The 22,623-nt window shown below is 56.2% G+C and carries 16 protein-coding genes, 5 tRNA genes and 2 pseudogenes; 4 read left to right on the forward strand and 19 right to left on the reverse strand.

Annotated features, from left to right (window positions below):
- From ruvA to thrS, 7 genes are all read right to left on the reverse strand, one after another.
- Positions 1-618 (reverse strand): Holliday junction branch migration protein RuvA, encoded by a 618-nt coding sequence (gene ruvA / locus OZX73_RS04505; RefSeq protein ID WP_277147952.1) that lies wholly within the window; start codon positions 616-618, stop codon positions 1-3.
- Between the two features lie 148 nt (positions 619-766).
- Positions 767-1,348, reverse strand: coding sequence for a crossover junction endodeoxyribonuclease RuvC (gene ruvC / locus OZX73_RS04510; protein ID WP_277147954.1), 582 nt, complete (start codon positions 1,346-1,348; stop codon positions 767-769).
- Positions 1,349-1,354: 6 nt separating this feature from the next.
- Positions 1,355-2,113, reverse strand: coding sequence for a YebC/PmpR family DNA-binding transcriptional regulator (locus tag OZX73_RS04515; protein WP_277147957.1), 759 nt, complete (start codon positions 2,111-2,113; stop codon positions 1,355-1,357).
- 53 nt (positions 2,114-2,166) lie between these two features.
- Complete coding sequence (locus OZX73_RS04520; RefSeq protein WP_277147959.1) at positions 2,167-3,357, reverse strand: glycosyltransferase family 4 protein; 1,191 nt, start codon at positions 3,355-3,357, stop codon at positions 2,167-2,169.
- Between the two features lie 77 nt (positions 3,358-3,434).
- Positions 3,435-4,439 (reverse strand): phosphatidylinositol mannoside acyltransferase, encoded by a 1,005-nt coding sequence (locus OZX73_RS04525; protein WP_277147962.1) that lies wholly within the window; start codon positions 4,437-4,439, stop codon positions 3,435-3,437.
- A gap of 132 nt (positions 4,440-4,571) precedes the next feature.
- On the reverse strand, positions 4,572-5,228 hold the full coding sequence (locus OZX73_RS04530) for a CDP-alcohol phosphatidyltransferase family protein (RefSeq protein WP_277147964.1): 657 nt from the start codon (positions 5,226-5,228) through the stop codon (positions 4,572-4,574).
- 33 nt (positions 5,229-5,261) lie between these two features.
- On the reverse strand, positions 5,262-7,295 hold the full coding sequence (thrS, locus tag OZX73_RS04535; protein ID WP_277147966.1) for a threonine--tRNA ligase: 2,034 nt from the start codon (positions 7,293-7,295) through the stop codon (positions 5,262-5,264).
- Between the two features lie 435 nt (positions 7,296-7,730).
- Here thrS and OZX73_RS04540 point away from each other — a divergent pair, with 435 nt between their 5' ends.
- Positions 7,731-9,044 carry an MFS transporter gene (locus OZX73_RS04540; RefSeq protein ID WP_277147968.1) on the forward strand — a complete coding sequence of 438 codons (1,314 nt, stop codon included), beginning with the start codon at positions 7,731-7,733 and terminating at the stop codon, positions 9,042-9,044.
- Between the two features lie 48 nt (positions 9,045-9,092).
- Here the strand turns inward: OZX73_RS04540 and OZX73_RS04545 are convergent.
- From OZX73_RS04545 to OZX73_RS04565, 5 genes and pseudogenes are all read right to left on the reverse strand, one after another.
- A tRNA-Gly gene (locus tag OZX73_RS04545) sits at positions 9,093-9,165 on the reverse strand.
- A gap of 207 nt (positions 9,166-9,372) precedes the next feature.
- Positions 9,373-10,179, reverse strand: coding sequence for a class II glutamine amidotransferase (locus OZX73_RS04550; protein WP_277147970.1), 807 nt, complete (start codon positions 10,177-10,179; stop codon positions 9,373-9,375).
- A 177-nt stretch (positions 10,180-10,356) separates the two neighbouring features.
- Positions 10,357-11,301, reverse strand: a pseudogene (locus OZX73_RS04555) (cation diffusion facilitator family transporter); the annotation flags it as partial.
- Positions 11,302-11,975: 674 nt separating this feature from the next.
- Positions 11,976-12,878 (reverse strand): hypothetical protein, encoded by a 903-nt coding sequence (locus OZX73_RS04560; RefSeq protein WP_277147974.1) that lies wholly within the window; start codon positions 12,876-12,878, stop codon positions 11,976-11,978.
- A 67-nt stretch (positions 12,879-12,945) separates the two neighbouring features.
- Positions 12,946-14,508: a hypothetical protein gene (locus OZX73_RS04565; protein ID WP_277147976.1), complete on the reverse strand. Its 1,563-nt coding sequence runs from the start codon at positions 14,506-14,508 to the stop codon at positions 12,946-12,948.
- 575 nt (positions 14,509-15,083) lie between these two features.
- Here OZX73_RS04565 and OZX73_RS04570 point away from each other — a divergent pair.
- A pseudogene (locus OZX73_RS04570) lies at positions 15,084-16,217 on the forward strand (IS1249 family transposase).
- Between the two features lie 103 nt (positions 16,218-16,320).
- Here OZX73_RS04570 and OZX73_RS04575 read toward each other — a convergent pair.
- From OZX73_RS04575 to OZX73_RS04590, 4 genes are all read right to left on the reverse strand, one after another.
- Positions 16,321-16,393: transfer RNA gene (locus OZX73_RS04575), tRNA-Val, on the reverse strand.
- A gap of 49 nt (positions 16,394-16,442) precedes the next feature.
- Positions 16,443-16,515, reverse strand: a tRNA-Val gene (locus OZX73_RS04580).
- A gap of 36 nt (positions 16,516-16,551) precedes the next feature.
- Positions 16,552-16,622, reverse strand: a tRNA-Cys gene (locus tag OZX73_RS04585).
- A gap of 30 nt (positions 16,623-16,652) precedes the next feature.
- Positions 16,653-16,725: transfer RNA gene (locus OZX73_RS04590), tRNA-Gly, on the reverse strand.
- 226 nt (positions 16,726-16,951) lie between these two features.
- Here OZX73_RS04590 and OZX73_RS04595 point away from each other — a divergent pair.
- Positions 16,952-17,830: a PAC2 family protein gene (locus OZX73_RS04595; protein WP_277147979.1), complete on the forward strand. Its 879-nt coding sequence runs from the start codon at positions 16,952-16,954 to the stop codon at positions 17,828-17,830.
- Positions 17,831-18,015: 185 nt separating this feature from the next.
- On the opposite strand, the gene uppP is transcribed toward OZX73_RS04595, so the two are convergent.
- Complete coding sequence (gene uppP / locus OZX73_RS04600) at positions 18,016-18,930, reverse strand: undecaprenyl-diphosphatase UppP (protein WP_277147981.1); 915 nt, start codon at positions 18,928-18,930, stop codon at positions 18,016-18,018.
- Positions 18,931-19,191: 261 nt separating this feature from the next.
- Here uppP and OZX73_RS04605 point away from each other — a divergent pair, with 261 nt between their 5' ends.
- Positions 19,192-19,983, forward strand: coding sequence for a fructosamine kinase family protein (locus tag OZX73_RS04605; protein WP_277147983.1), 792 nt, complete (start codon positions 19,192-19,194; stop codon positions 19,981-19,983).
- 101 nt (positions 19,984-20,084) lie between these two features.
- Here the strand turns inward: OZX73_RS04605 and dnaJ are convergent, their stop codons facing one another.
- Together dnaJ and hrcA are read right to left on the reverse strand one after the other, a co-directional pair.
- Positions 20,085-21,230 carry a molecular chaperone DnaJ gene (dnaJ, locus tag OZX73_RS04610; protein WP_277147985.1) on the reverse strand — a complete coding sequence of 382 codons (1,146 nt, stop codon included), beginning with the start codon at positions 21,228-21,230 and terminating at the stop codon, positions 20,085-20,087.
- 82 nt (positions 21,231-21,312) lie between these two features.
- The gene (gene hrcA / locus OZX73_RS04615) at positions 21,313-22,398 is read right to left on the reverse strand and encodes a heat-inducible transcriptional repressor HrcA (protein WP_277147987.1); all 1,086 of its coding nucleotides are present in this window, start codon (positions 22,396-22,398) and stop codon (positions 21,313-21,315) included.
- Between the last annotated feature and the right edge of the window lie 225 nt (positions 22,399-22,623).

The following is a 22,623-nucleotide window of genomic DNA, read 5'->3' on the forward strand; positions in this document are numbered from 1 at the left end:
TTAGCGCCCCCGATCCAAGGATGTCAACGCCAGTTTGAGGACTTTGGGAATATCGGATGCGGCGAGTGGCGTTTCGATGCCGTTGTCCTTGCAGACCATGGTGACGGCGTGCGCCGCATCGCTTTCTCGCCAGCCCAGAGAGACCAAGCCCTCGATGACCTGCGTTGTGCCGTTGTCGTAATCGGGTTCGGCCGACGCGTGCCCGCTTTCGATCTCATCAAGGTTGATGGAGCCGCGAAGCTCGAGGATGATCTTCTGCGCGCCTTTTTTGCCTAGACCAGGAGCCTTGGCCAGCGCTGCGGCGTCGCCGTCCATGACGGTTTTCGCCAGCTTCTCGGGAGGCAGGGTGGAAAGCAGCGACAACGCCACGCGCGGGCCGATGCCGCTGACCTTCTGCAACTGCAGGAACATGCGTTTCGAGGATTGGGAAAGGAACCCGTAAAGTGCGATGGCGTCCTGGGAGACGTTCAACGAGGTGAACACCTTGGTCTCCTGCCCGGAATGCAGGGCGGAAAGCTCGGCGGCCGGCATACGAACCTCGAAGCCAACGCCGTTCACGTCAATGAGTGCGGCATCGGATCCGACGGATTCGACCCTGCCGTTCAGCATTCCTATCATTGTCACTCCCGCACTGTTTCGCCACGGATTTCAGCAACCATAGCCTGTATGGTGAGATCTCGAACGTTTGCGTCACTTTCAGACGTGGATGAGACGACTCATCAAAGCATGACTCATAGCGACTGCATTCGAACATCTGTTCGATAGCTTACATGCCCCTATCGACGCTATGGCGTTTCTTGGCGTGCTGCTGGGCCTGCGTCCATTGCCGCTGGGCCAAGGTGAGATGCTGCTCGCGTTCCCCGCCTTGAAGGGCTCCGGAAGGTCGCAACGCATGGCAGATGGCCTGCGCCAGCGCGTCAGCGGCATCGGCGGGCTGAGGGATTTCGGTGAGGTTGAGGATACGGGCGACCATGCGTTCGACCTGGATCTTCTCGGCGCGGCCGTTGCCGGTCACCGCCATTTTCGCCTCCGTCGGCGTATGCAAGGCGACAGGGATGCCGCGTTGGGCCGCCGCCAGCATCGCCAGTCCCGCAGCCTGGGCGGTGCCAAGCACCGTATTACGGTTCTCCTGAGCGAAGACACGCTCGATGGAGACGGTGTCCGGCGAGAACCGGTCGATTTTGGCCGCGAGCCCGTTATAGATGGCCAGCAGACGCAGGTCCTGCGAGACATGCGGGTCGCTGCGCACGACGTCGACATGAACAAAAGAAAGCCGGCGCGATGCGTCGGCTTCGATCACACCGACCCCGCAGCGTGTGAGCCCGGGGTCGACGCCAAGAATGATCACAGCGGATTACTCCTCTGCATCCAGCTGTTCCATGACCTCGTCCGAGGCGGTCCAGTTGCTGTAGATGTTCTGCACATCGTCGAGGTCATCGAGGTTGTCGATGAGCTTGGAGACCTTCTGCGCGTCCTCAAGGCCCAGGTCGACCTCGGTCTTGGGAATCATCACCAAGTCGGCGGAATCATAGTCGATATCCGCCTTCTGCAACGCCTCGCGCACGGTGACCATGTCCTCAGGGGCGGTGATGACGGTGTAGACGTCACCCTCGTCCTTGACATCCTCGGCACCGGCTTCGGCGGCGATCTCGAAAAGCTTGTCGTAATCGAGTCCGTCGGAAGGCACCACGATCTGGCCCTTGCGCTCGAAGTTGAAGCTCACGGAACCGGAAGTGGCCAGCGAGCCGTTGCCCTTGGTCAGCGTGGAACGCACTTCGGCGGCCGCGCGGTTGCGGTTGTCGGTGAGGCACTCGATGATGAGGCCCACGCCGGCCGGCGCGTAGCCCTCGTAGTTGATGCTCTCGTAATTGGCGGCGCCGGCTTCGGCACCGGATCCGCGCTTGATGGCGCGCTTGATGTTGTCGGCGGGCATCGAGGACTTCTTGGCCTTGACGATGGCGTCGTACAGTGTCGGATTGCCGTCCGGGTCCCCGCCGCCCAGACGTGCTGCAATCTCGATGTTCTTGATGAGTTTGGCGAACAGCTTGCCGCGCTTCGAATCGATGGCGGCCTTCTTGTTTTTAGTGGTCGCCCACTTGGAATGCCCTGACATATTGCTCCTAGCAGGTATACGAATACGTTAAACGAGACAATTTTAAAGCGGTTTCACGACAATACGCGGGCGTAGACCTCAAGAACGCGGTCGGCGACCACGGGCCAATCATAATGCTTGGAACGCTCGAAACCGGATTCACGGATGCTTTTCCGGTGTTCCGTCGAATCAAGGAGCGAAAGGACCTGACGGGCGCAATCGTGTCCATCGCCGTTGGCGAACATCGCGGCGTCCTTCCCCGATTGCGCCACGGCCGAAAACGCCTTGAGGTCGCTGGAAACCACGGCGCACGAGGCGGCCATGGCCTCCACAAGGACGATGCCGAAGCTCTCGCCGCCGGTCTGCGGGGCGACGTAGACATCAAGCGATTTGTAGAAGCGCGCCTTGTCTTTGTCGCTGATGCGCCCGAGGAATTCGAAATGCTTGGCGAGGTCACCGCTGGGATCCACCTTGTCCAGGATTTTCATCGCGTCCTGTTCCCCTGTTCCCGCGCAAAGGAAACGCGCGGACGGGTAACGCCTGACGATATCGTTGGCGGCGCGGGCGAAAACTGAAAACCCCTTGCGGGCCTCCCCCATACGCCCGAGGAACCCGATTGTCGGTCGTTCCAGCGTGCCTTGCCAGGCCGCTTTCGGCTCGGCGTTCGAGAAGAACCTGCAATTGATGCCATTGGGAATGACGTCGTATTCGATGTTGCGTGGCCCATAATGGTTGACAACCTCTTTGGCCGCGTCGGAAACGCAGATGCCGGCGGAAAGCGGGGAAAGGTACCGCCGCAGATAGCCTTGGAAGAAGCGCAGGGCCAGAGGATACGGATCGAACGCCGCGTGGAACGTGCCGACGAACGGCGGATGATGGATCATCGTCAACGGCTTATGGCTCAGTGAGGGCGTCTCCGGCTCGTGCAGATGGACGATGTCGAAATGCCCTTGCTTGACCCAACGTCGTGTGCGCGGGCCGACGAAGCCGAAATAGCTCAGACGGGCGACCGAGCCGTTGTAGGGAATGGAGAACGACGAGTCGTTCGTGGTCACCCAAAGCGGCATGTCACGCGTCCTGCGGCCAGGGGCCAGCACCGCGACCCGGTGCCCGCGTTTGATCAGCTCCTCGGCGAAATCACGGATGTGGAACTGCACGCCGCCCGGTGTCTCAAAGGAATAGGGTGAGATGATCCCGACATTGAGTTTCCTGCCGTGAAGCGGATCGGGATGTTGGCTGGTTCCATCGGGTTCTTGATAAGACATGATTCTTTATTCTGCCATAGCTATCGTATGAACGTTCATTTATCAGCTCAATCATAGTTGAAGCGTCATGGACGTTATCATCTGGTTTGCTCCGCCTTGATTCGTCGCAATTCGGCCATCACGTCGTCAGGCACGTCTTTGAGGCGCGAGACGTCCAGATCCTCGATGAAGATCGGCTGGAGCATGTGCCAATCCTCAGGATGCGCCGAAATGTCACGGCTCCACACGTCCACCCAGGCCTGGCTGATGGCGTGGATGGCCTCCTCGCGCGGCAGGCTGCGGAACCGGTCGATATCCACTGGGGCGCTGATGTCGACGACATAACCGTAGCGGACGTCGGCCTTCTTCCGCGCGTCGCCGTGAAGTCGCTCACGGAACATGTTGACCACGAACAAGGGCTTGCCGGTGTCCAACGCCAGCGTGGCCGGTCCTCGCGCCACACGAATGGTGGAGCCGAAAGCGCGCACGAACTCGCCATGCCGGCTCAAGTCGCGGTCGGCGAGCAGGGGCACCAGAACGTGCGGTTGAGCCAGCGCTTCCTCGAGTTTCTCGATCAGGTGCGGCTGGCCGGTGAGGAGAACGGTGATGTCCATGCGCTTGCGGATCTCGATGAAGGTGTCAAGCAGCTTTTGGTTTTTGAGTCTTTCGGCAGTCACCGTCACCGGCGCGAGGACGTTGGCCGCCAAAAAACCTTCGTAATCCCAATTGCCTTGGTGGCTTATGGCCATTGGCGCGCTGCCCGGATTGTCGTGGACCAGTTCCCTACAGATGGGAAGCCCTGGTCCGATTGGTCTGGTGCGGGCAAGGAGCCGCTCATCCGGCTGTCCGCCAACCGTCATGGCCTCGGCGAAATAGGTGAAATACGAACGCATACCACGAAGACTGGCTTTGCGTAAGTCTTTTTCAGAGACCGAACCATCCCTGGATTCAAGCACATGACGCAGATTGCGTTCAAGTTGCTTGACTCCCCCGACTTGCAGCAGCCAGCAAACGTTCGCCGCGAACAGGAACAGGCCGCGCAACAACGGTTCGGGGATAATCCGAGGATGCTTGGCGAGGAATACGAGGAAACTATCGAACATGAATGTATTGGTCTTTCAAGCTTTTCATTACGTGGAATTTCCGCAAATCATTGCGCACAATGTGTTCATACCAGATAAGCAAAAGCCCATTCCACATCACAAAAAGATGTGAAACAGGCTTTTTCACGAATATCAGATCGCGCCGTCGGCCTTCATCTGCCGACGAACTTCGAAGATGCGCTGGAAGACGGTGATGGTTCCCAACACCGCCAAAATGACGATGAAGGCCATGAGCCAGCGCGGGTCGCCGAAGATGCCGCTCAGAAGCATGCCGACAAGGACGATGACCAAACGGTCGCTTCTCGTGGCGATGCCGTTCTTGGCCTCATAACCCACCGATTCCGCGCGTGCGCGGGCGTATGAGGTGACGAACGAGGTCATCATCGCGTACATCGACGAGCCGATGCCGATCCAACCGATCACATCGTCCATGTCGATGGAGCCTGAGGCGATCGACATGCCGCCGTGGAGCAGGAAATACAATACGACGGCGAAGAGCACGGCCCAATCGGCGATGCGGTCGAGCGTCGAGTCAAGGAAGGCGCCGAATTTGGTGCCGCCCGTGGTCATCGCGGCGACCGAGCCATCAAGTGAATCGAACGCCGCGAGGATGGCCATCAGTATGGAGCCGGGGATGAGCCAGCCGGTGATCCCCGTGGCGATGGCCACAAGAATCGTCCCGACGGCTCCGATGATGGTCACTGCGTTCGCCGTGAAGCCCATCGCCACCAACAGCTTGGCTATCGGGGCGATAAGGCGTTTGAACGGTGGTCGTAGTTTCTCAAGCATGCTCAGGCTGTCCTCGGCGTCTCTCTTTTATTCTTACTTGGTCGCGGCGGCGAAATCGTCGGCGTTGTTGACCTGGGCGCGGGACTTGATGACCTTGAGGATGTCGGCCTTGGCCGTGTCAACGGGCACGCCGTTCAGCTGGCTGCCGTCGCGGAAGCGGAAGCTCACTGCGTTCTTGTTGACGTCGTCCTCGCCGACGATCAACGTGAACGGCACCTTGGACTTCGAGGCGTTACGGATCTTCTTGCCGAAGCGGTCGTCAGAGGTGTCGATTTCGCAGCGCACGGTCTCCTGCGTCAGGGAGTCGATGAACTTCTGCAGATGAGGCGCGAACTCGTCGGCCACCGGGATGCCCGTGACCTGGACGGGAGCCAGCCAGACCGGGAAGGCGCCGGCATAGTGCTCGAGCAGGATGGCGAAGAAACGTTCGATGGAGCCGAACAGGGCGCGGTGGATCATCACCGGGCGCTGATGGGTCCCGTCCTTGGCGATGTACTCGAGCTTGAAGCGCTCGGGCAGGTTGAAGTCGAGCTGGATGGTCGAGACCTGCCAGGTGCGGCCGATGGCGTCGCGCGCCTGCACGGAGATCTTCGGACCATAGAACGCGGCCCCACCCGGATCGGCCACGAGTTCGAGGCCTGAATCCTCGGCGACCTCACGCAGCGTCTCGGTGGCTTCCGTCCAGATCTCGTCGGATCCGACGAATTTCTTCTCGTCCTTCGTGGAAAGCTCAAGGTAGAAGTCGTTCAGTCCGAAGTCCTTCAACACCTGCAACACGAAGTTCAGGATGGACTTGAGCTCGGGCTTCATCTGCTCGCGAGTACAGTAGATGTGCGAATCATCCTGTGTCAAACCGCGCACGCGGGTCAGGCCATGGACCTCGCCGCTCTTCTCATAGCGGTAGACGGTGCCGAACTCGAAGAGGCGCAGCGGCAGCTCCTTGTAGGAGCGCTGGCGGGACTTGAAGATGAGGTTGTGCATCGGGCAGTTCATCGGCTTCAGGTAGTAGTCGAAGCCCTTCTTGGTGACGTTGCCGTCCTCGTCCGTCTCTTCGTCCAGATGCATCGGGGGGAACATGCCGTCCTTGTACCACTGCAGGTGGCCGCTGGTCTCATAGAGGCCGCCCTTGGTGATGTGCGGGGTCTGCACGAAGCTGTAGCCGGCCTTGCGGTGCATTTCGCGGGAGTAGTCCTCCATGGCGTTGATGATCGCGCCACCCTTCGGGTGGAAGACGGGCAGGCCAGGTCCGATCTCCTCCGGGAAGGAGAAGAGGTCCATTTCTGCGCCGAGCTTGCGATGGTCGCGCTTGGCGGCCTCCTCCATGCGAGCCTGATACGCCTTCAGATCCTCCTTGGAGGCCCAAGCGGTGCCGTAGATGCGCTGCATCGACGGGTTGTGCTCGTCGCCGAGCCAGTAGGCGGCTGCGGTGCGTTCCAGCTTGAACGCCTTGATATAACGGGTGTTGGGCAGATGCGGCCCCTGGCAGAGGTCCTTCCAGACGATGTTGCCATCGCGGTCAAGGTTGTCATACATCGTGATCTCGCCCTGGTTCGGCACTTCGGTGCCGACGGTCTCGTCGATGTCTTCCTTCTTCTTGCCGATGAGCTCGAGCTTATACGGCTGGTCGGTCTCTTCCTTCTTGGCCTCGTCCTCGCTGACCACGCGGCGGCGGAACGCCTGCGACGACTTGATGATGCGCTTCATGCGCTTGTCAATTTCCTTCAGATCATCGGGGGTGAAAGGCTTGTCGACGTCGAAATCATAGTAGAAGCCGTTTTCGATGGCCGGGCCGATGCCGAGCTTGGCATCCGGACGAATCTCCTGGACGGCCTGCGCCATGACGTGGGTGGCGGAATGGCGCATGATGGCCAGCCCGTCGTCGCTGTCCAATGCGATGGGTTCGACGGTGTCGCCGTCGTGAAGCGGAGTGTAAAGGTCTCGTGGCTTGCCATTGAGGCGGACGGCGATGATGTTCTTGTCTTCGGCGAAAAGATCGGTACCGGTCTGCGTGGCTTCCACCTCCTTTGCCTTGCCGTTGAGTTTGATGGAGATGGTTTGTTCAGCCATAGCTATGGTGTCCTTTGCTTTCAGGGTCCGCGTTACTAGGGGCAGGCCTGGACGGTAATAACGTCTCTTAGGTTATGAGACGACACAGACATAGGAGCAATACCGATAAAACCGCTCGACGCAGCAATGAGGTGTGGAACATGCGATGTTCCCACGTTTCACACCGCATACCGCCAACGCGTCACCACTGTGCAAGACATATTTTTCGAAGGTACCTGTCCACAATTCCGGACCCCTCTTTCCAGCATGTGAAGCCTTGCTGACCTTCCGGGGATGTCTTGCCTACCATTCGGAATGAAATTCAGCATGGGAGCATATGAAAATGCAAAAGGGTTTGATCAGACAACACGGCCAAAGCGGATACTGCCTTCACACGTATGAAGCGGGTCCTCGATCAGCGTCCGGCCTGTGTATTTTGATAAGGAGGTGCGGACGATGAACGACAAGTCTTCCACAATTCCTTCCGATGAGTCGCTGCTGCACGATTTGAATCTGGCCAAACCTTCTCCGTTGTTCTATAAGATCGTGGTCCTGGTGGCGGCCGGTATGTTCATCGACAGCATCGACGTCTATATGGGCAGTTCCATCGCCACATGTCTGCTCTCGCAAGGCTTCACCAATTCCGGGACGAATGCCACGTTCCTCTCGGCCGGCTTTATGGGCCTGCTGATAGGTTCGCTGGTCTCCGGGGTCATCGGCGATGCGAAAGGGCGGAAGATCTCGTACAGCATCAATCTCCTGGTGTTCGGCTTGTTCACTTTCGCCTGCACGTTCGCCCCGAATATATCGGTGCTGATCATCTGCAGGTTCATCGCCAGCATGGGACTTGGCGCCGAACTCGTCACAGGCTTCACCTATATCAACGAGTTCGCTCCGGTACTCAAACGTGGTCACTGGTGCGCCATCGTTGATCTGATCGCCAATTTCGGCGTGCCGGTGGCGATGGCCCTGTCCGCAGTGGTGATCTCGCATTGGTCTTGGAGGCCCCTGTTCGCCTTCGACGGTGTTCTGGCGCTGTTGATTTGGTTCTTCAGGAGGGGTTTGCCGGAATCGCCGCGCTGGCTGCTGGTGAAGGGGCGCAGGACCGAAGCTGCGCACATCATCAGCCAACTCACGGTCAATGGTTTTTACGACGTCTCTCCTCAACAGGAAAAGGCGCCTCAGCCTTTCACCACACGAACACTGTGGAAGAATTTCTTCGTCGCCACGGTGGCGGTGACGGCGACCATGGTTTGCTCATACACCTTCACGACATGGATGCCCACCATTCTGTTCAAGCGTGGCTATGATTTGCACCACTCGTTATGGATCAGCGTGCTCATCATGCTCGGCGCCCCTTTGGGATGTTTCATTGGTTCGTCCCTCATCGACAGAATCGGTCGGAAACGCCTGATCGTCGTGGCCTTCGGCGTGGAAGCGGTGCTGGGCTGCCTGTATTCCGTGCAACGGAACATCGTCTTCGTGTCGATCGTCGGATTCGCCTTGGTCGTCGTCCTGTACGTGCTCATGGCTTCAGTGACCGCGGTCTATATTCCGGAACTGTTCCCGACACGCGTGCGTTTCCGTTTTGTGGGCGTCGCCAATGCCATAGCCAAATTGTGCAACGCGCTCATGCCTTACCTCATCACACTGCTGTTGACCATTGGCAACGAGAATTGGGTCTATTACCTCATCGCCCTCATCGCGGCGGTGACCATGGCCATCGTGGCGTTTATGGGACCGGAAACCGCCGAAAAGGAATTGCTGTGAGATGCGCACCTTACTTCGGCTCACTGCGAAATGGGCTGAATGAAAGAGAGCGGACAACGGGACTCGGACCCGCGCTCTCGACCTTGGCAAGGTCGCGCTTTACCAACTAAGCTATGTCCGCAAAGACAACAGTCGAAAATATACAGGTACATGGGTCATCTCGCAAGTCATGGCGTGTTTCTTGAAAGAGGCATCCATTTACTCGGAAGCCACAGACATGCCCATATAGTCGATTACACCAAAATTGCACCACATCATGCACGAAAAGTCGGTAGTAAAGACTTTGGCATAAGTGTTTCTATCGCGCTGTGATGACCGCGCAGGTTCATCACAATGAACGAAGGAAATACTTTCCGGTCGAACGCGAGGCCACCAACATGGTGTTGTTGCCCATCTCACGCCAGCCATCAGCCGCATCCTGGCGGAATCCGGAACTTGCGACCAACACTCCCAACCCATGGTTCCTGCCGTCTCTGATATCACGGAAGCGCATGGCCCGGTAGTCGTCACCTTGGCCGGTCCAACCGTAATCATTGTAGAATTCCGTGATCACCCGCGAAGTCTTTCCCCCACGACCGGCCTCAACAACGACCATTTCTTCGGCGTCACGCACAATGCAGTTGTAACTTGAGGCCGGATATGTCTCGCGCATCTTTGCGACGGCATGTGAGACAGCGTCGCTGAGGCCCATACCCTGACGGGCATACCCTACTATGACGGCGAAAAAGATCGCCGAATCGCTGTGGACGCTGATGGATCTGACAACGTCACGGTCAACTTCAAAACCAGGGTTATCAAGAATGCTGACATTGTCCGTGTCGACGATATGGCCATTGTGGATGAATTCAATGCCATCAAACGCAAACGGCTGCTGATTCTCCATGACCCCCGCAATACCCGGGCTTCCCCAACGGAAATGCCACAACGCCGACTGCGCAGGCATATCGGCCAAAGGGGAAAACATGGGATCGTCATAAGCGGCAACCGTGGTGTGGTAAGTGCGGTCGTCCGACAATTGGGATGCGCCGTCACCCGCTAAGCCTTTCAAAGACAAGCCCCAACCGTCCTTATGGATCTCACTGAGCCTGCGAAAATCCTCGGTATTGGCCTCCCCCAGAATGTCTTTCAAACTCAATTGAGCTGTGTTGACGCAGTATCCAAGCAATCTGCACATGGCTGCCAACTATAATTGCAGTGTTCGAGAATCAACCCGCTCAGGGCAGAATAACCTGTCAGGCTTTCCTGCAAAAGTTGTCGACAAGCACAAAACCCGGGATACGTACAATAACGGAATCTTCGTACTTATGTTTTATCAACGTTGTTTCATTTCCTCAGGTTTTCGGTATAAGTCAGGTTCCACGTAGATTTCAAAACGATAGAACGGCAAGGCCTTGCGCACGGCTGACTCGATCTTGTTAATCGTCTCGACGTCATAATCCCGGTCGAGCTTGGAGGTCTGCACTTTCAGGCACAGGAGGATGTCGTCTTCGGCCATATGCATGGCCTGCATGTTGATGAGTCGGTCAACGCCGGGGGTCTCCTCGACGGTGGTGCGTATGCGGGCCACCATCTCGGGCTCGATGGCTTCGCCTATCAGCAGCGAACCGGATTTGAATCCAAGCGCCACGGCACCCACAATCAAAATGACGCCGACACACAGACCGCCAACCGCATCCCAAATCTCGTCACCGGTCACCAAAGCCAGAGCGATGCCCAGACCGGCAAAAACCAGACCCACCAGTGCAAGCGTATCCTCCATCATCACCGAGGCGAGCTCCGCGCTTTTTGTCTTCCGCCAGAAAGCAAACAGATTGAGATGGCCTAATTTGAGCGTTTCCATGCGCTCGCGAGCCTCACGAATCGACGTGTGCAGCCCGAAGCCTTCCAGGCAAGCTGAGATGACGATAACCGCCAAGGAAGCCAACAATTCGATGGTTTCAACATTTCTCGGCATCGTCCCGTTGGTAAGTTTGACGAGCTTCTCGAAGCTTTGAGACGCCGAGAACCATCCGCCTACGAAGAAGAGAAGAGTCGCCACTAGGAATGATGCGAGATATTTGGCACGATAGAGGCCGAAAGGATGGTCCTTGTCCGACTTCTTTGCGGCTTTGCCGCCGACCATCAGCACCAGTTCGTTGGCACAGTCCGCCACGGAATGCACCGCCTCAGAGAGCATAGCCGAAGACCCGGTGAATACCGCCGCGAGCCCCTTGGCCACCGCCACGCCGACATTCGCCAACAGCGCCGTCTTCACCGAATCGCTTGCCATAATACCTTTTCCCACCAGTTGATTCCTGCGTTATGTTGCAACCCTAAAAATCCAATACTAGCAGCAAGCAATAAAGGCTATCTTAATGGAAGAAATCGCAATGAACCAAACCTTAGAAGCATCAGTTTCTATAGATTAGTAAGTTGAAAATAAATAAGCATGGGCTATCTGTCAAAGTTTTAAAGGCAAAATTTCCCAACACCCCATTCACACGCCCAGAGCATCGCACAAATCAACTGTACAGTTTTATCAGATTCTGGAGAAGCAAGAGTTGACACTGATAGCCGTGCTGTTTGTGTTGGCCTGCTTTTGCTGCACAGTGCCACGATCTCCATTGCCCAGCGGCACCCTCCGTGGCCGTTTTCGTCCACTAACGCCGTTGTCTGGACTACTCTACCCTAGGAGTATAAATTTAGACTGCTTGTTTGATGCGAAAAAGTTGTGCCGCGCCTCGGTACAGACTGGGACGATGCAACCTGCATTGTTTGCGTTCGACACTTGACTATGCTAGCCTGTGTGGTCTTCGATAGTATCATGGTTCAGGAAGGCAATTTCAACAAGAAGAAAATCGTCGGTCTGGTTCCGGTTTATGCGGTGACACCGGCGATATTCGTCTATTTGTCTTTTCAGTTCCGATGGCGGAAACGCCGCTGGAATCTCCGTCATTTCTTGCGATGCGTATAGACCAATTTGCCTTCTCTTATGCTCGAGTCGAGATTTATTTCACCATTGACAACGGCAAATGTAGCACCATTGAGCTTTTGTTCTGCTTTTTGCTGCTTCATCCAATGTTTCAACCGTGGCCAACTGGCGTAAAAGGCTATACACAGAACACATGAAACCGCGATAATGATTACAAGAGGAATCACGTACCAAGGTCTTTTGGGGTTGCTCTGCATCAGATTCAGTACAAGCTGTCCAACTGAAGTAGCAGAGAGTGCCATGACTAGAATGGCGACCAGTCCGCTAATTCTTTCCTGTGTCAATCTGTTCTCCGAATCGAGCCGTTCGACACGTCTTTGTAAAGCATCCAGAGATGCATCAAGCGCCTCCAAATCTGCGACCGAGTGGAACAGTGTTTGCTTTTTGGCTCCATTGATTACAAGCATACTTCTATCTCGTTCAGCATCGTCCAAGGTCTGGCGAAGCGAGTATGAATCATCTTCATCTACAATATCTGACAACCCATTCGTAAGTCTCGATACGAGGATGGCAGCAATTACCACCTTAAGTAGTGTCTTCTCGGCTACACCATCAGGCCGTTCTATTTCTATCGACACCGTCTGGCCGGTAGGATTCACATAAGCTTTAGCTTGAAAGACGATATTTTCAGTCGGGACATAAAAAGCGGCTTCTTGAGCTGGGGTGCGCTGTGCGGCATAAGGATCATCCGGCCAATTAAAAACGACCTTCCAATCGTGTCCAGTGTCGTTACCATTTGGCTTGTAAGCGACACCATAGCCATGTGATTTTAAGATAAGCAGGGTTTCTGGCACTTCGTCGAGGACCTCACCTGTTTTCATCAGGTCACAATGAATCGCATATTCCTTCTCATTCTCGCTCATAAGTACATTTTAAGGGATTATTTTGAAATAACATTTGTTTCGTCTCTGTGAGCGTAAGAGAGCATTGTCAGATCATAAAGCCTATCGTCTTTTTCCTCCTGAATTTCCTGTTAGAATGACGCGCCTTTTTTGAAAGGCGATGATGTTCCCCCATCCATCGCCACGTTTTGCTACTCAACACGACAATCCTATGAATAGACATGAGGGGTTTGTCCGAAGGCTCGCGTTCATCCCAAATTGTTTTCGCGTACTGGAATGTGACAACCGTCCCGAACGCAGTGAAAACGGAATAGGCAAGGGTCGCCAAACTGGTCGAACCTACAGAAGGCATTTGGATCTGTCTTTTTGAAAGGCCGGCAGACATTGTGGAGAAGGCTTTGTTCCAATGGTGGTTCCAGAGCAATTGCTCGATTGATTTCTTTGCCCCCATGTCAGCAGCGCTAATAGTTATATAGAGTATCGCCACGCAAAGCAAGATGCCAGCAATCTGATACGGTTCTGTTTTCTCGAACCATCTGATACGCTGAGCCTTGACTCGAGTGTCCAACCACCTAAGTTTCAATGAGTCCTTACAGGCAAATCCAGCGGAAAACAACTGAAGAAACAAGGCCACCATTACGACGATGATGAAAATTTGAGTATTTCCGGGCAATTTGATTTCGAGTACCAGCACAAGCACCAGAAGGATCATGTATATGATTCCAGTGTAAATCGTGATACCCTGCCGCAGCGTGATTCCGTTCGCAGCCATGATAATCAGATAGAAAAGCGAGAATACGACCACCAATCCCGTTATAAAGATCAACCTGAAATCTAGTTGCCCACCGAGTTCCAGAAGTATCAGAAAAACGTATAATCCTTCCAGCACAATGACCAAACCCTGAACCAGGACGGATGCCTTATGGTATAAATCCTTGTCAAGTTTCAGAACCTTAGAGACGGTCGAATAAAGGGTATAGATAAAACCCAACAAACAACAGAAGAAGGCAGCGATGAACGAAATGAGGGAAAGAACAGAGAACATAGAATGAACTGGCGAAAGCATCGGATTTTTGTCCGAGCTTAAGTCTAGTGAACCAGACATAAGTAACAGCAAGACTGACAGCATCACAGGGATGCCATTCAATTCCTTGAAACTATAAGACAGCCTATGGTATCCTTTTCCTTCGATTCTCATTTGGGAAGAGCGTACAAGTACTGAAAAGAGACCGATCATTGCCAGGCAGATGGCAATCATGCCAATATACAAATTGCAATACACCCATTTGCTTAAACCCGAAAAAATAAGGACGATCGTACTTATCATAAACAACCAAGGAACGGAAGAAAAGGCAAAAATCAGCCTGGAAAAAGGGTCATGAATCCATCGGTAAAAGCGCACTGCGAAAGGACAGGCCAAAAGAAACGTACTCCAAAACACCAATGAAAGCCCGCCAAACAATACAGCAAATGAAGTTTCTTTCAAAAAATAGCAGTCCATCCATTGTAGAGCATATAACAACGAGGAATAACAAGCTGCAAATAGAGATACTAAAACATTGCCTTTCCCCAAAAACCTTTCTGCGATGAGCCGCAACCAATCGGCAAGGATTTTTCTCACTGCGTCGAAACCATGACTCTGATCGGACATAATCGTCCCCTAATTCTCTCTTTGAGCTTCTCGAAACATTTCCAACCAGCATAAGGGAATGAAAGACAAAAAGAAAAAATAGGCATTCAAGATATGGATGACCAGCCAATAGTCCAAGTTACATACCAGAATGGCGAAGGTCTGACGTTATATTCCAGAAATCTGGTCAAACAACAAGGAATTCGTAACACTGACATTAATATGATTCATTTCGCATTCATGTGAGTACACATCCAGGATTTGTCATTCGCCGTCTGAGGCTATAAGACTCGTTTGTCCGAAGCTTCCTGACGTTCATCGAAGTAATGGGGTGATTAGCTGGTCAAGTGCAGAACTAGAACCTGGCGGAAGAACGTTGACTAGCACAAGCAGGAACATCCACAATATTTGGGGTTATAGGCCAGAAAACGTGTCTGTTTTGGGGTGTGAGGGGTTGTCCCGTCTGCTTTTGCGGGTGTTCGAGTTGGTCGGGTGGTGAACTCGGGGCCGGCCAGAAAGCGTGTCCGATACGGGGGCGGCGCCGTTGCGGCGCAAGGGCTTGGACGTGTTCGAGTTGGCCGTGTTCCATGGGGGTCATGATCAACCCTGTATGCGCCGCTTGTGGCAACGTGATGAAACGGAACGGTCGGAACAGCTCGGGCAGGGTCCGGTGGCGGTGCGGCCGCTGCGGTGCCTCGTCCACGCAGAAACGCGACGGCGGTGCCGCCGACCTCAAAAGGGGTCTGGACCGGCTGTTCTCCAAGGGCGGACAGTCCTCCGACGGCACGACGGGACGCACCCTGCGCCGCTCCAACCTGCTGATGTGGGGCCTGAACCCGCCCGTCCCGCTGATCGGGAGACGGTACGACGTGGTGCAGGTCGACGGGATCTGGCTGCACCGCCGAGCCGTGGCCCTGATCGCGGTGGCCGAGGGGCACGTCATCGGCTGGCGGGTCGCCAGAAGCGAGAACAGCGCCTCGTGGGCGGAGCTCATGCGCCGCATCGCCCCGCCCCGGGGTCCTGGTCTGCGACGGCGGCAACGGCATCGGCAGGGCCATGCGAACCGTCTGGCCCGGCACGCGCATGCAGCGCTGCCTGTTCCACATGTGCATGAACATCACCGCGCTCACCGGCAAGCGCCCCAGGCTGAAGGCCGGGCGGGAGCTGCTGAAGCTGGCGCAGCGGCTTAGCCGCGTCAAGGACGGGCCGATGATGGCGGACTGGCTCGTCGTCTACAACCAATGGGAGCAGGACTACAGGGACTTCCTCGACGAGAAGAGCGAATACGCCGACGGCAGCCTCAACGACGCCCACGCGCGGCTCGTTAGGGCCCGCAGGATGATCCGCAAAAGGATCTCCGAGCACGTCATGGACACGTTCGTCACCATGCAGAAGGAGTGCGCCGCGCCGATACCGCCGACCAACAACCTCGTCGAGTCGTGGAACCGGCTCTTGCACACGATGCTGCGCGACCACAACGGGCTCAGCCTGGCCCGCCAGATCAAGGCCATCTGCTGGTGGTGCTACATGCACACCGAACACCCTGAGACCTACGCATGGCTCGCCGCCCATTGCACCACCGACCGGCAGATCGAGGAACTCAACGACCGGGCATGGCGACGCTCGCCCGAGGCTCGGCGCGCACCTTCGGCGCACCCGAGGAATACGGCACCGGCATCGACTGGAACGAATTCCACACTGCCACCAGATACCCCAACGCCACCGACTAGAGACACGTTTTTTGGCCGATAATCCGAATACGGCCTACAATCCTTTTTGACCTATAACCCAGAAACTACTACATTGCAACAAAACCCTAAAATTTTTAAACTGTGGGTGATGCTGGAATCGAACCAGCGACCCCTTCCGTGTGAGGGAAGTGCGCTAACCGCTGCGCTAATCACCCGATTGATATTCGATTATGAAACAAAAACCGGAGTCTCCTCCGGTTCTCGTGGGCGATACAAGATTCGAACTTGTGACCCCTTCCGTGTCAGGGAAGTGCGCTAGCCTCTGCGCCAACCGCCCAGGTTGCTTGGAATCCGAACTTTCGCTCGTCTTCCGAGGTGGGTACGAGAGTCGAACTCGTCTATACGGCTTTGCAGGCCGCTGCCTAACCGATTGGCTAACCCACCGTAAGGTCGTGTACAACTCCTCGGACCTAGAGCGGACAACGGGACTCGGACCCGCGCTCTCGACCTTGGCAAGGTCGCGCTTTACCAACTAAGCTATGTCCGCAAAGCTACCGATGAATTCCTTCACCGAAGCACGAGAGATAACTATATCTGTTCTTCGCGTTTTTTACAACTCTTGCGTGTCGCCCGAAATACCAACGTTTCATTTTGTTATTGGTCATTAACACGGATTTTTTCATGATGCTTATTTCTACTCCCGTAGATGAAACTCATTCACCGATGGCATAAGCCTTCAAATTTCAAGGTTTTCACCGGCTAGATTAGAACACATGACAACGGATGCGAAAACCACTCAACCCATCATGGTCTGTGCCTTCGAAGGCTGGAACGATGCCAGCCAGGCGGCCACGAACGTGATCCGCCATCTGGTGGCCAGCTACGAATCCAGGGAGATCCGCCATATTCGCGCCGATAGTTATTACGATCTTCAGGCGGCGCGTCCCATGATATGCCATGTGAGCGGTCAGGCGCGCATCATCTGGCCACAAACGACTTTCTATGAGATCACCATCGGGCCGGACGTGCACCTCTACGCGCAAATAGCGCCGGAGCCCAACTACCGCTGGGTCGACTATTGCCGCAACAGCCTGCGCATCGCAGACGAGCTCGATATCGGCGAAATCGTCACGTTGGGATCGATGTTCGCCGATTGCCCGCATACCCGTCCGCTGCCCGTCGATGAATCGGCGCTGCGGCGCGGCGATTCAAGCATCCGTGGCGGTGCGGTGAAAGACACCGAAACGCGCGCCAAAAGCGGCAATCCGTACGACGGGCCGGTGGGTATCCCCACCGTCCTGGACATGGTCGCGGAGCAGGAAGGCTTCGACACCAACTCCATGTGGGTCTCGGTGCCGCAATACCTTGCCGGGGACGAATGCCCGCAAGGAACGCTGGAGATCCTGCGCCGGCTTTCGCAGATCCTTGGAGTCGAGCTTGGCACGGGGACGCTGCCGCAGCAGTCCGCCACATGGAAGGCCCAGGCTGATGTGCTCGCCAACTGCAACGATGACTTGAAGCATTACATCCGGCATCTTGAGGCCAAATACGATTTGGACGAGCAACTCGACAACTTGGGCGGTACGGCGGTGCCGCAAGGCGATCAGATCGCGCAGGAGGCCGAAGAATTCCTCTCCCACATCGAAGATTAGTCAAGATTTTGCTGATTGATTATCTTTGAGTCTTACCGAATCAATCAGATAAAGGTGCCCACGAACATATGCATTCGGCTGCACCTTTTTATTTGATGAGATTAATGAATCCTTGACTGATCATTGAATGGTTTGAACGGAACAACCAGCAGCATGTTCCACAAGCGTTTCGTTATTTTAATCGGTCAAAACGAAGCAACGACAGGTTGTATTACGTTAGACAACGCTTGGGAAGCCGCGGGCGAAGCCTGAAGGACACCGGCGATCAGAAGGATCGCCACGACCACGGCGATGATGATGCGGTAGATCGCAAAAGCCTTGTAGGAGAACGTCGAGACGAATTTCAGGAACGCGATGATGACGATATAGCCCAAAAGGAAGCTGACGACCATCGCGGCCAACGTGGCGCCCCAGCCTGGAAAATTCGGCTCGCTTTTGTAGTCCCCGACCGCTTTGACGGCTTCGAGGATACCTGAGCCGAAGACGGCGGGAATGGCCATGATGAAGCTCACCCGCACGGCGTCCTCACGCGTATAGCCCATCGCGCGCCCGAAGGTGATGGTGCCGCCGGAACGGGAGACACCGGGAATCAGCGCCAGCATCTGACCGACGCCGAACAGGAGGGCGTCTTTCCAATTCATTTCCTTGACGGTCTTGCGTTCGGGCGCCTTCGCGTCGACCACCCATAGGATGATGCCGAACAGCAGAAGGACGGTGACGGTGATCCACAGGTTGCGCAGCGTCGTCTCGATGGTTTTCTGGAAAAGGACACCGGCGATGAGGATCGGGATGGTGCCGATGATGATGTACCAGCCGAAAGTGGCGTCACGGTCGCCTTTGCCGAGCCTTGACTTCCAATCCTTGCCGTGATGGCCGAAGAGACAGCCGAACCAGTGCGAAAGGATGTTGACGATGTCGCGGCGGAAGTAGAGGATGACCGCCAGTTCGGTGCCAAGCTGGATGATGGCCGTGAATGCCGCCCCAGGGTCGGAATGCAGCATCAGCTCGCCGACGATGCGGATATGGGCGCTCGAAGACACCGGCAGGTACTCGGTGAGCGCCTGGACCAGCCCCAGAACGATGGCTTGGAAGAAATTCATGATCCCTCTTTGTGCGTGTCCCCGCCGAAAAAATCGTTACTTGGTTCATCAATAGTCGCAAAAGACCGGCAGGGGTTCGTGTGTACCAAATCAGATTACCCAACAAGTCAGAACTACGTGTGTTGAAGCCGCCGATTGTCGCACATCGCTCACACAATTGAGACGCAGGCATTGCCCGCAAGCGGCCGGACAATACGGAAATCCATATCGCTAAGGTTTGGGAGTTCCCTGAGGCCGTTGGAAGCAAACGAAGGGTACATCATGGCAAAATATCGTAAAAGCAGGGCGTTCGCGCCAAAGGGATTCTTCGAATGCGAGGGCAAAGGGCTCAAATGGCTCGGAGAAGCCCAACCGCAGGGTGGCCCGCGGGTCGTCGACGTCTATGGTTGGGGCGACAGCTGGCTCGACATCGAACGCGTCGACTCCTGCTCCCCCACCCCCAAGGCGGCGCATGATTTTGGCGCCGCGTTGGCTCACATGCATGACGCGGGCGCGGATTATTTCGGCTCTGCTCCGTCTGGCTATGACGGAACCTGCTATTTCGGGCCGTTGCAGGACCCCGTGCCGATGGATACCGGGGAATGGAGCAATCCCGTTGACTATCTGGGTGAGGGTCGCCTGCTCCCCATGGTTCACCTTGGCATCAAACGCGGCGAATTGAACGACAACGACTTGGAAATGACGCAAGAGGTCATCGATGCGTTGCCGGATTTGCTTGGCTCGGCGGCCGAAGACAAGCCGGCCCGGGTGCACGGCGATTTGTGGAGCGGCAACGTGATGTGGACCAAGGATTCCGGGCAGACCGAGGCCGTGTTGATCGATCCGGCCGCGCATGGCGGGCATCGCGAGGAGGACCTCGCCATGCTCAACCTCTTCGGCATGCCTTATCTCGACGAGATCCTGGATGGCTACGAATCCGCGCACCCGCTGAAGAAGGGATTCGCCGACAGGACGACTATCTGGCAGCTCTACCCGATTGCCGGCCATTGCGTCTTCTTCGGAGGCGGCTACGTCAGCGAATACCGCGCGATGTGCCGCTCACTGTTGGCCTAAGCTCCTAAACCATCCCCGCATTTTTCTCAAAGCTTTAAACAAAAGTTCCGTTGTCCAGTTTCTGAGCAACGGAACTTTTTGATATCTTGGGCGTCGCGTTTTTAGTGCAGGGCGTCCTTGATCTTGTCGAAGAAGCCCTTGCGCACCGTCGTCGGACGGGAGCTTTGCTTGACCTGCGCGGCGTCCGCGTCGTGGCTTTGGGCGAATTGCGCGATCAGGTCACGTTCCCCATCATTGAGTTTGGTGGGGATGTGGATGCTCACGTGGGCGATCAGATCGCCGCGTTCCTCAGGACGCTTGATTTTCGCGACTCCGAGGCCTTTCAAAGGCACGGTCTCCTCGGGCTGGCAACCTTGCGGGATGCTGATGGTCTGTTTGCCGTCGAAGGTGTCGATGTCCAGATCGTGGCCGAGCACGGCCCAGCTCATGGGTATCTGAATCCAGCAATGCAAGTCGTCGCCTTCGCGGGTGAACTGCTTGTCCGGCTTGATGCGGATGTCGATGTAAAGGTCGCCTGCGGCTCCCCCGCCTTCGCCGACCTCGCCTTGGTTAGCCAAACGCAGCCGGGTGTTGTCGGAGATGCCTGCGGGAATCGTCACCCCGACATCACGGGAGGTGCGGATGCGCCCATGGCCTTGGCAGGTCGGGCAGGGATGCTCGATGATGGTGCCGTGGCCCTCGCAGCGCTCGCATGGCGCCGTGGTCATCATCTGACCCAGCATGGTGCGCCTGACCTGCTGGCGCATGCCCTGGCCGTGGCACTCCGGGCAGGTGACCGGCTTCTCTCCATTGGCCGTGCCGGTTCCGCTGCATTTGGGGCATAGGCCGAACGTGTTGATCTTGACATGGGCCGTACCGCCGAAAACCGCGGTTTTAAGAGCTATGGAGGCGCTGGAAAGTGCGTCGCGCCCTGGTTGGGTGCGCGGTGTCGGTCCTTGGGCGCCGCCACCGAACGCGTTGCCGAAGAACTGGCCGAAGATGTCGCCCATGTCGCCGAAACCGGCGGATGAGAAGCCGGCTGACGCGTTTGGATCGTTGGGATCGACTCCGGAATCGTACATACGCCGCTTGTCCGGGTCGGAAAGCACCTCGTAGGCGTTGTTGACTTCCTTGAATTTGTCCTCGAACTGAGGCCCGGCGATATCGGGATGATATTTGCGGCTCATCTTGCGATAGGCCTTTTTAATCTCCTCGTCGCTGGCCGTGCGCTCGATACCGAGCACCTCATAATAATCTGTATCTGCCACTGAAATCCCTTGAATATGTAAATTCTTGATACACGTTTACGCTACGTTCTGCCAGTTATTGTGCCATAAGCCTTGGAATACCTTACGCCGCCTCGTCCTGAGCGATCAGGTCCGTCAGGTACCTCGCCACTGCACGTACGGCGGTGATGGTGGTCGCGTAATCCATGTGGGTCGGGCCGATGGAGCCGACGAAGGCGACAGGATGCGGCGCTCCGGAATCATCAGCCTCATCATCATTGCCCTCATCGTTGTCGTCCGCGGTCTCGCTGCGTCCGTAGCCGGATGAGACGACCGAGGCGTGGATGAGACCCGGCGTCCGGGTTTCCGATCCGATGGCGACCCCTACACCTTGGCCCTCCTCACTCAGGTCACTCATCAGGCGCATGATGACCACCTGCTCCTCAAGCGCGTCGAAAAGCGGGCCGAGGTCCGTGCGGGGCTGCCGGTGCGCGAGTTGGGAGGTGCCGGCCATGTACATCTGCCCGGTTCCCTCGTCCTGCGCCATCGATTCCACGGTCTTGGCGAGCCGTTCTCCCAGAACGCGAACAGAACGGTATTCCGGGGCGGTGATGATGGTACGGATGCGTTGCGCGGCCTGCACCAACGGCATGTCCATGCATTGCGCGTTGACCAGTTCGGAGAACCGAGTCAACGCCACGGCGCTTGGCATCTCGTTCAGCGTGAACGTGTGCTGTGCCACCGAACCCGAATCGGTGATGATGACGGCCAACATGGTGACCGCGTTCAGGGGCACAATCTCGATGCGCCGCAGCTTCGACTTGGAAAGCGCCGGTGAGGAGACCACGGCGACCTGGCCGGTGATGTTGGCCAGCAGGCGGGCCGCACGCTGCAAGGTGTCCTGCAAGCTGGCGGAACCGGAGAGGAACGTGGTGATGCCACGCCGCTGCGCTTCGCTGAGAGGCACGACGGTGGCCAAGCGGTCCACGAAATACCGGTAGCCGCGCTCCGTGGGGATGCGCCCCGCCGAGGTGTGCGGCTGGATGAGATAGCCCTCATCCTCCAACGCGGACATGTCGTTGCGGATCGTCGCCGAACTGACCCCCAGATCGTGTGCTTTCGCCAACGCCGTCGATCCGACGGGCTCTTGGGAACGGATGTAGTCCTCGACCACGGCCCTGAGCACCAGCATGCGTCTTGACTGTGTCATTTGGCCTCCTTCCATGGTCATGGCGATACATATATATGAATCAGTATACCAAAGTATTAGCACTCTTGGCGTGAGAGTGCTAATCGTTCCACTCTCAGAAGATTCAGCCAGAAACGAACCAAGTGTCTGTGTGAACGCTAACAGCACAAAACTAATCAAACACGTTCAAAACATAACTTTTCGTCGGCTCTTAAAGTTAGCATGAAAGGGCAATGTGAGGGTGCC

Source organism: Bifidobacterium sp. ESL0775 (assembly GCF_029395475.1).
Classification (GTDB): Bacteria; Actinomycetota; Actinomycetes; order Actinomycetales; family Bifidobacteriaceae; genus Bifidobacterium.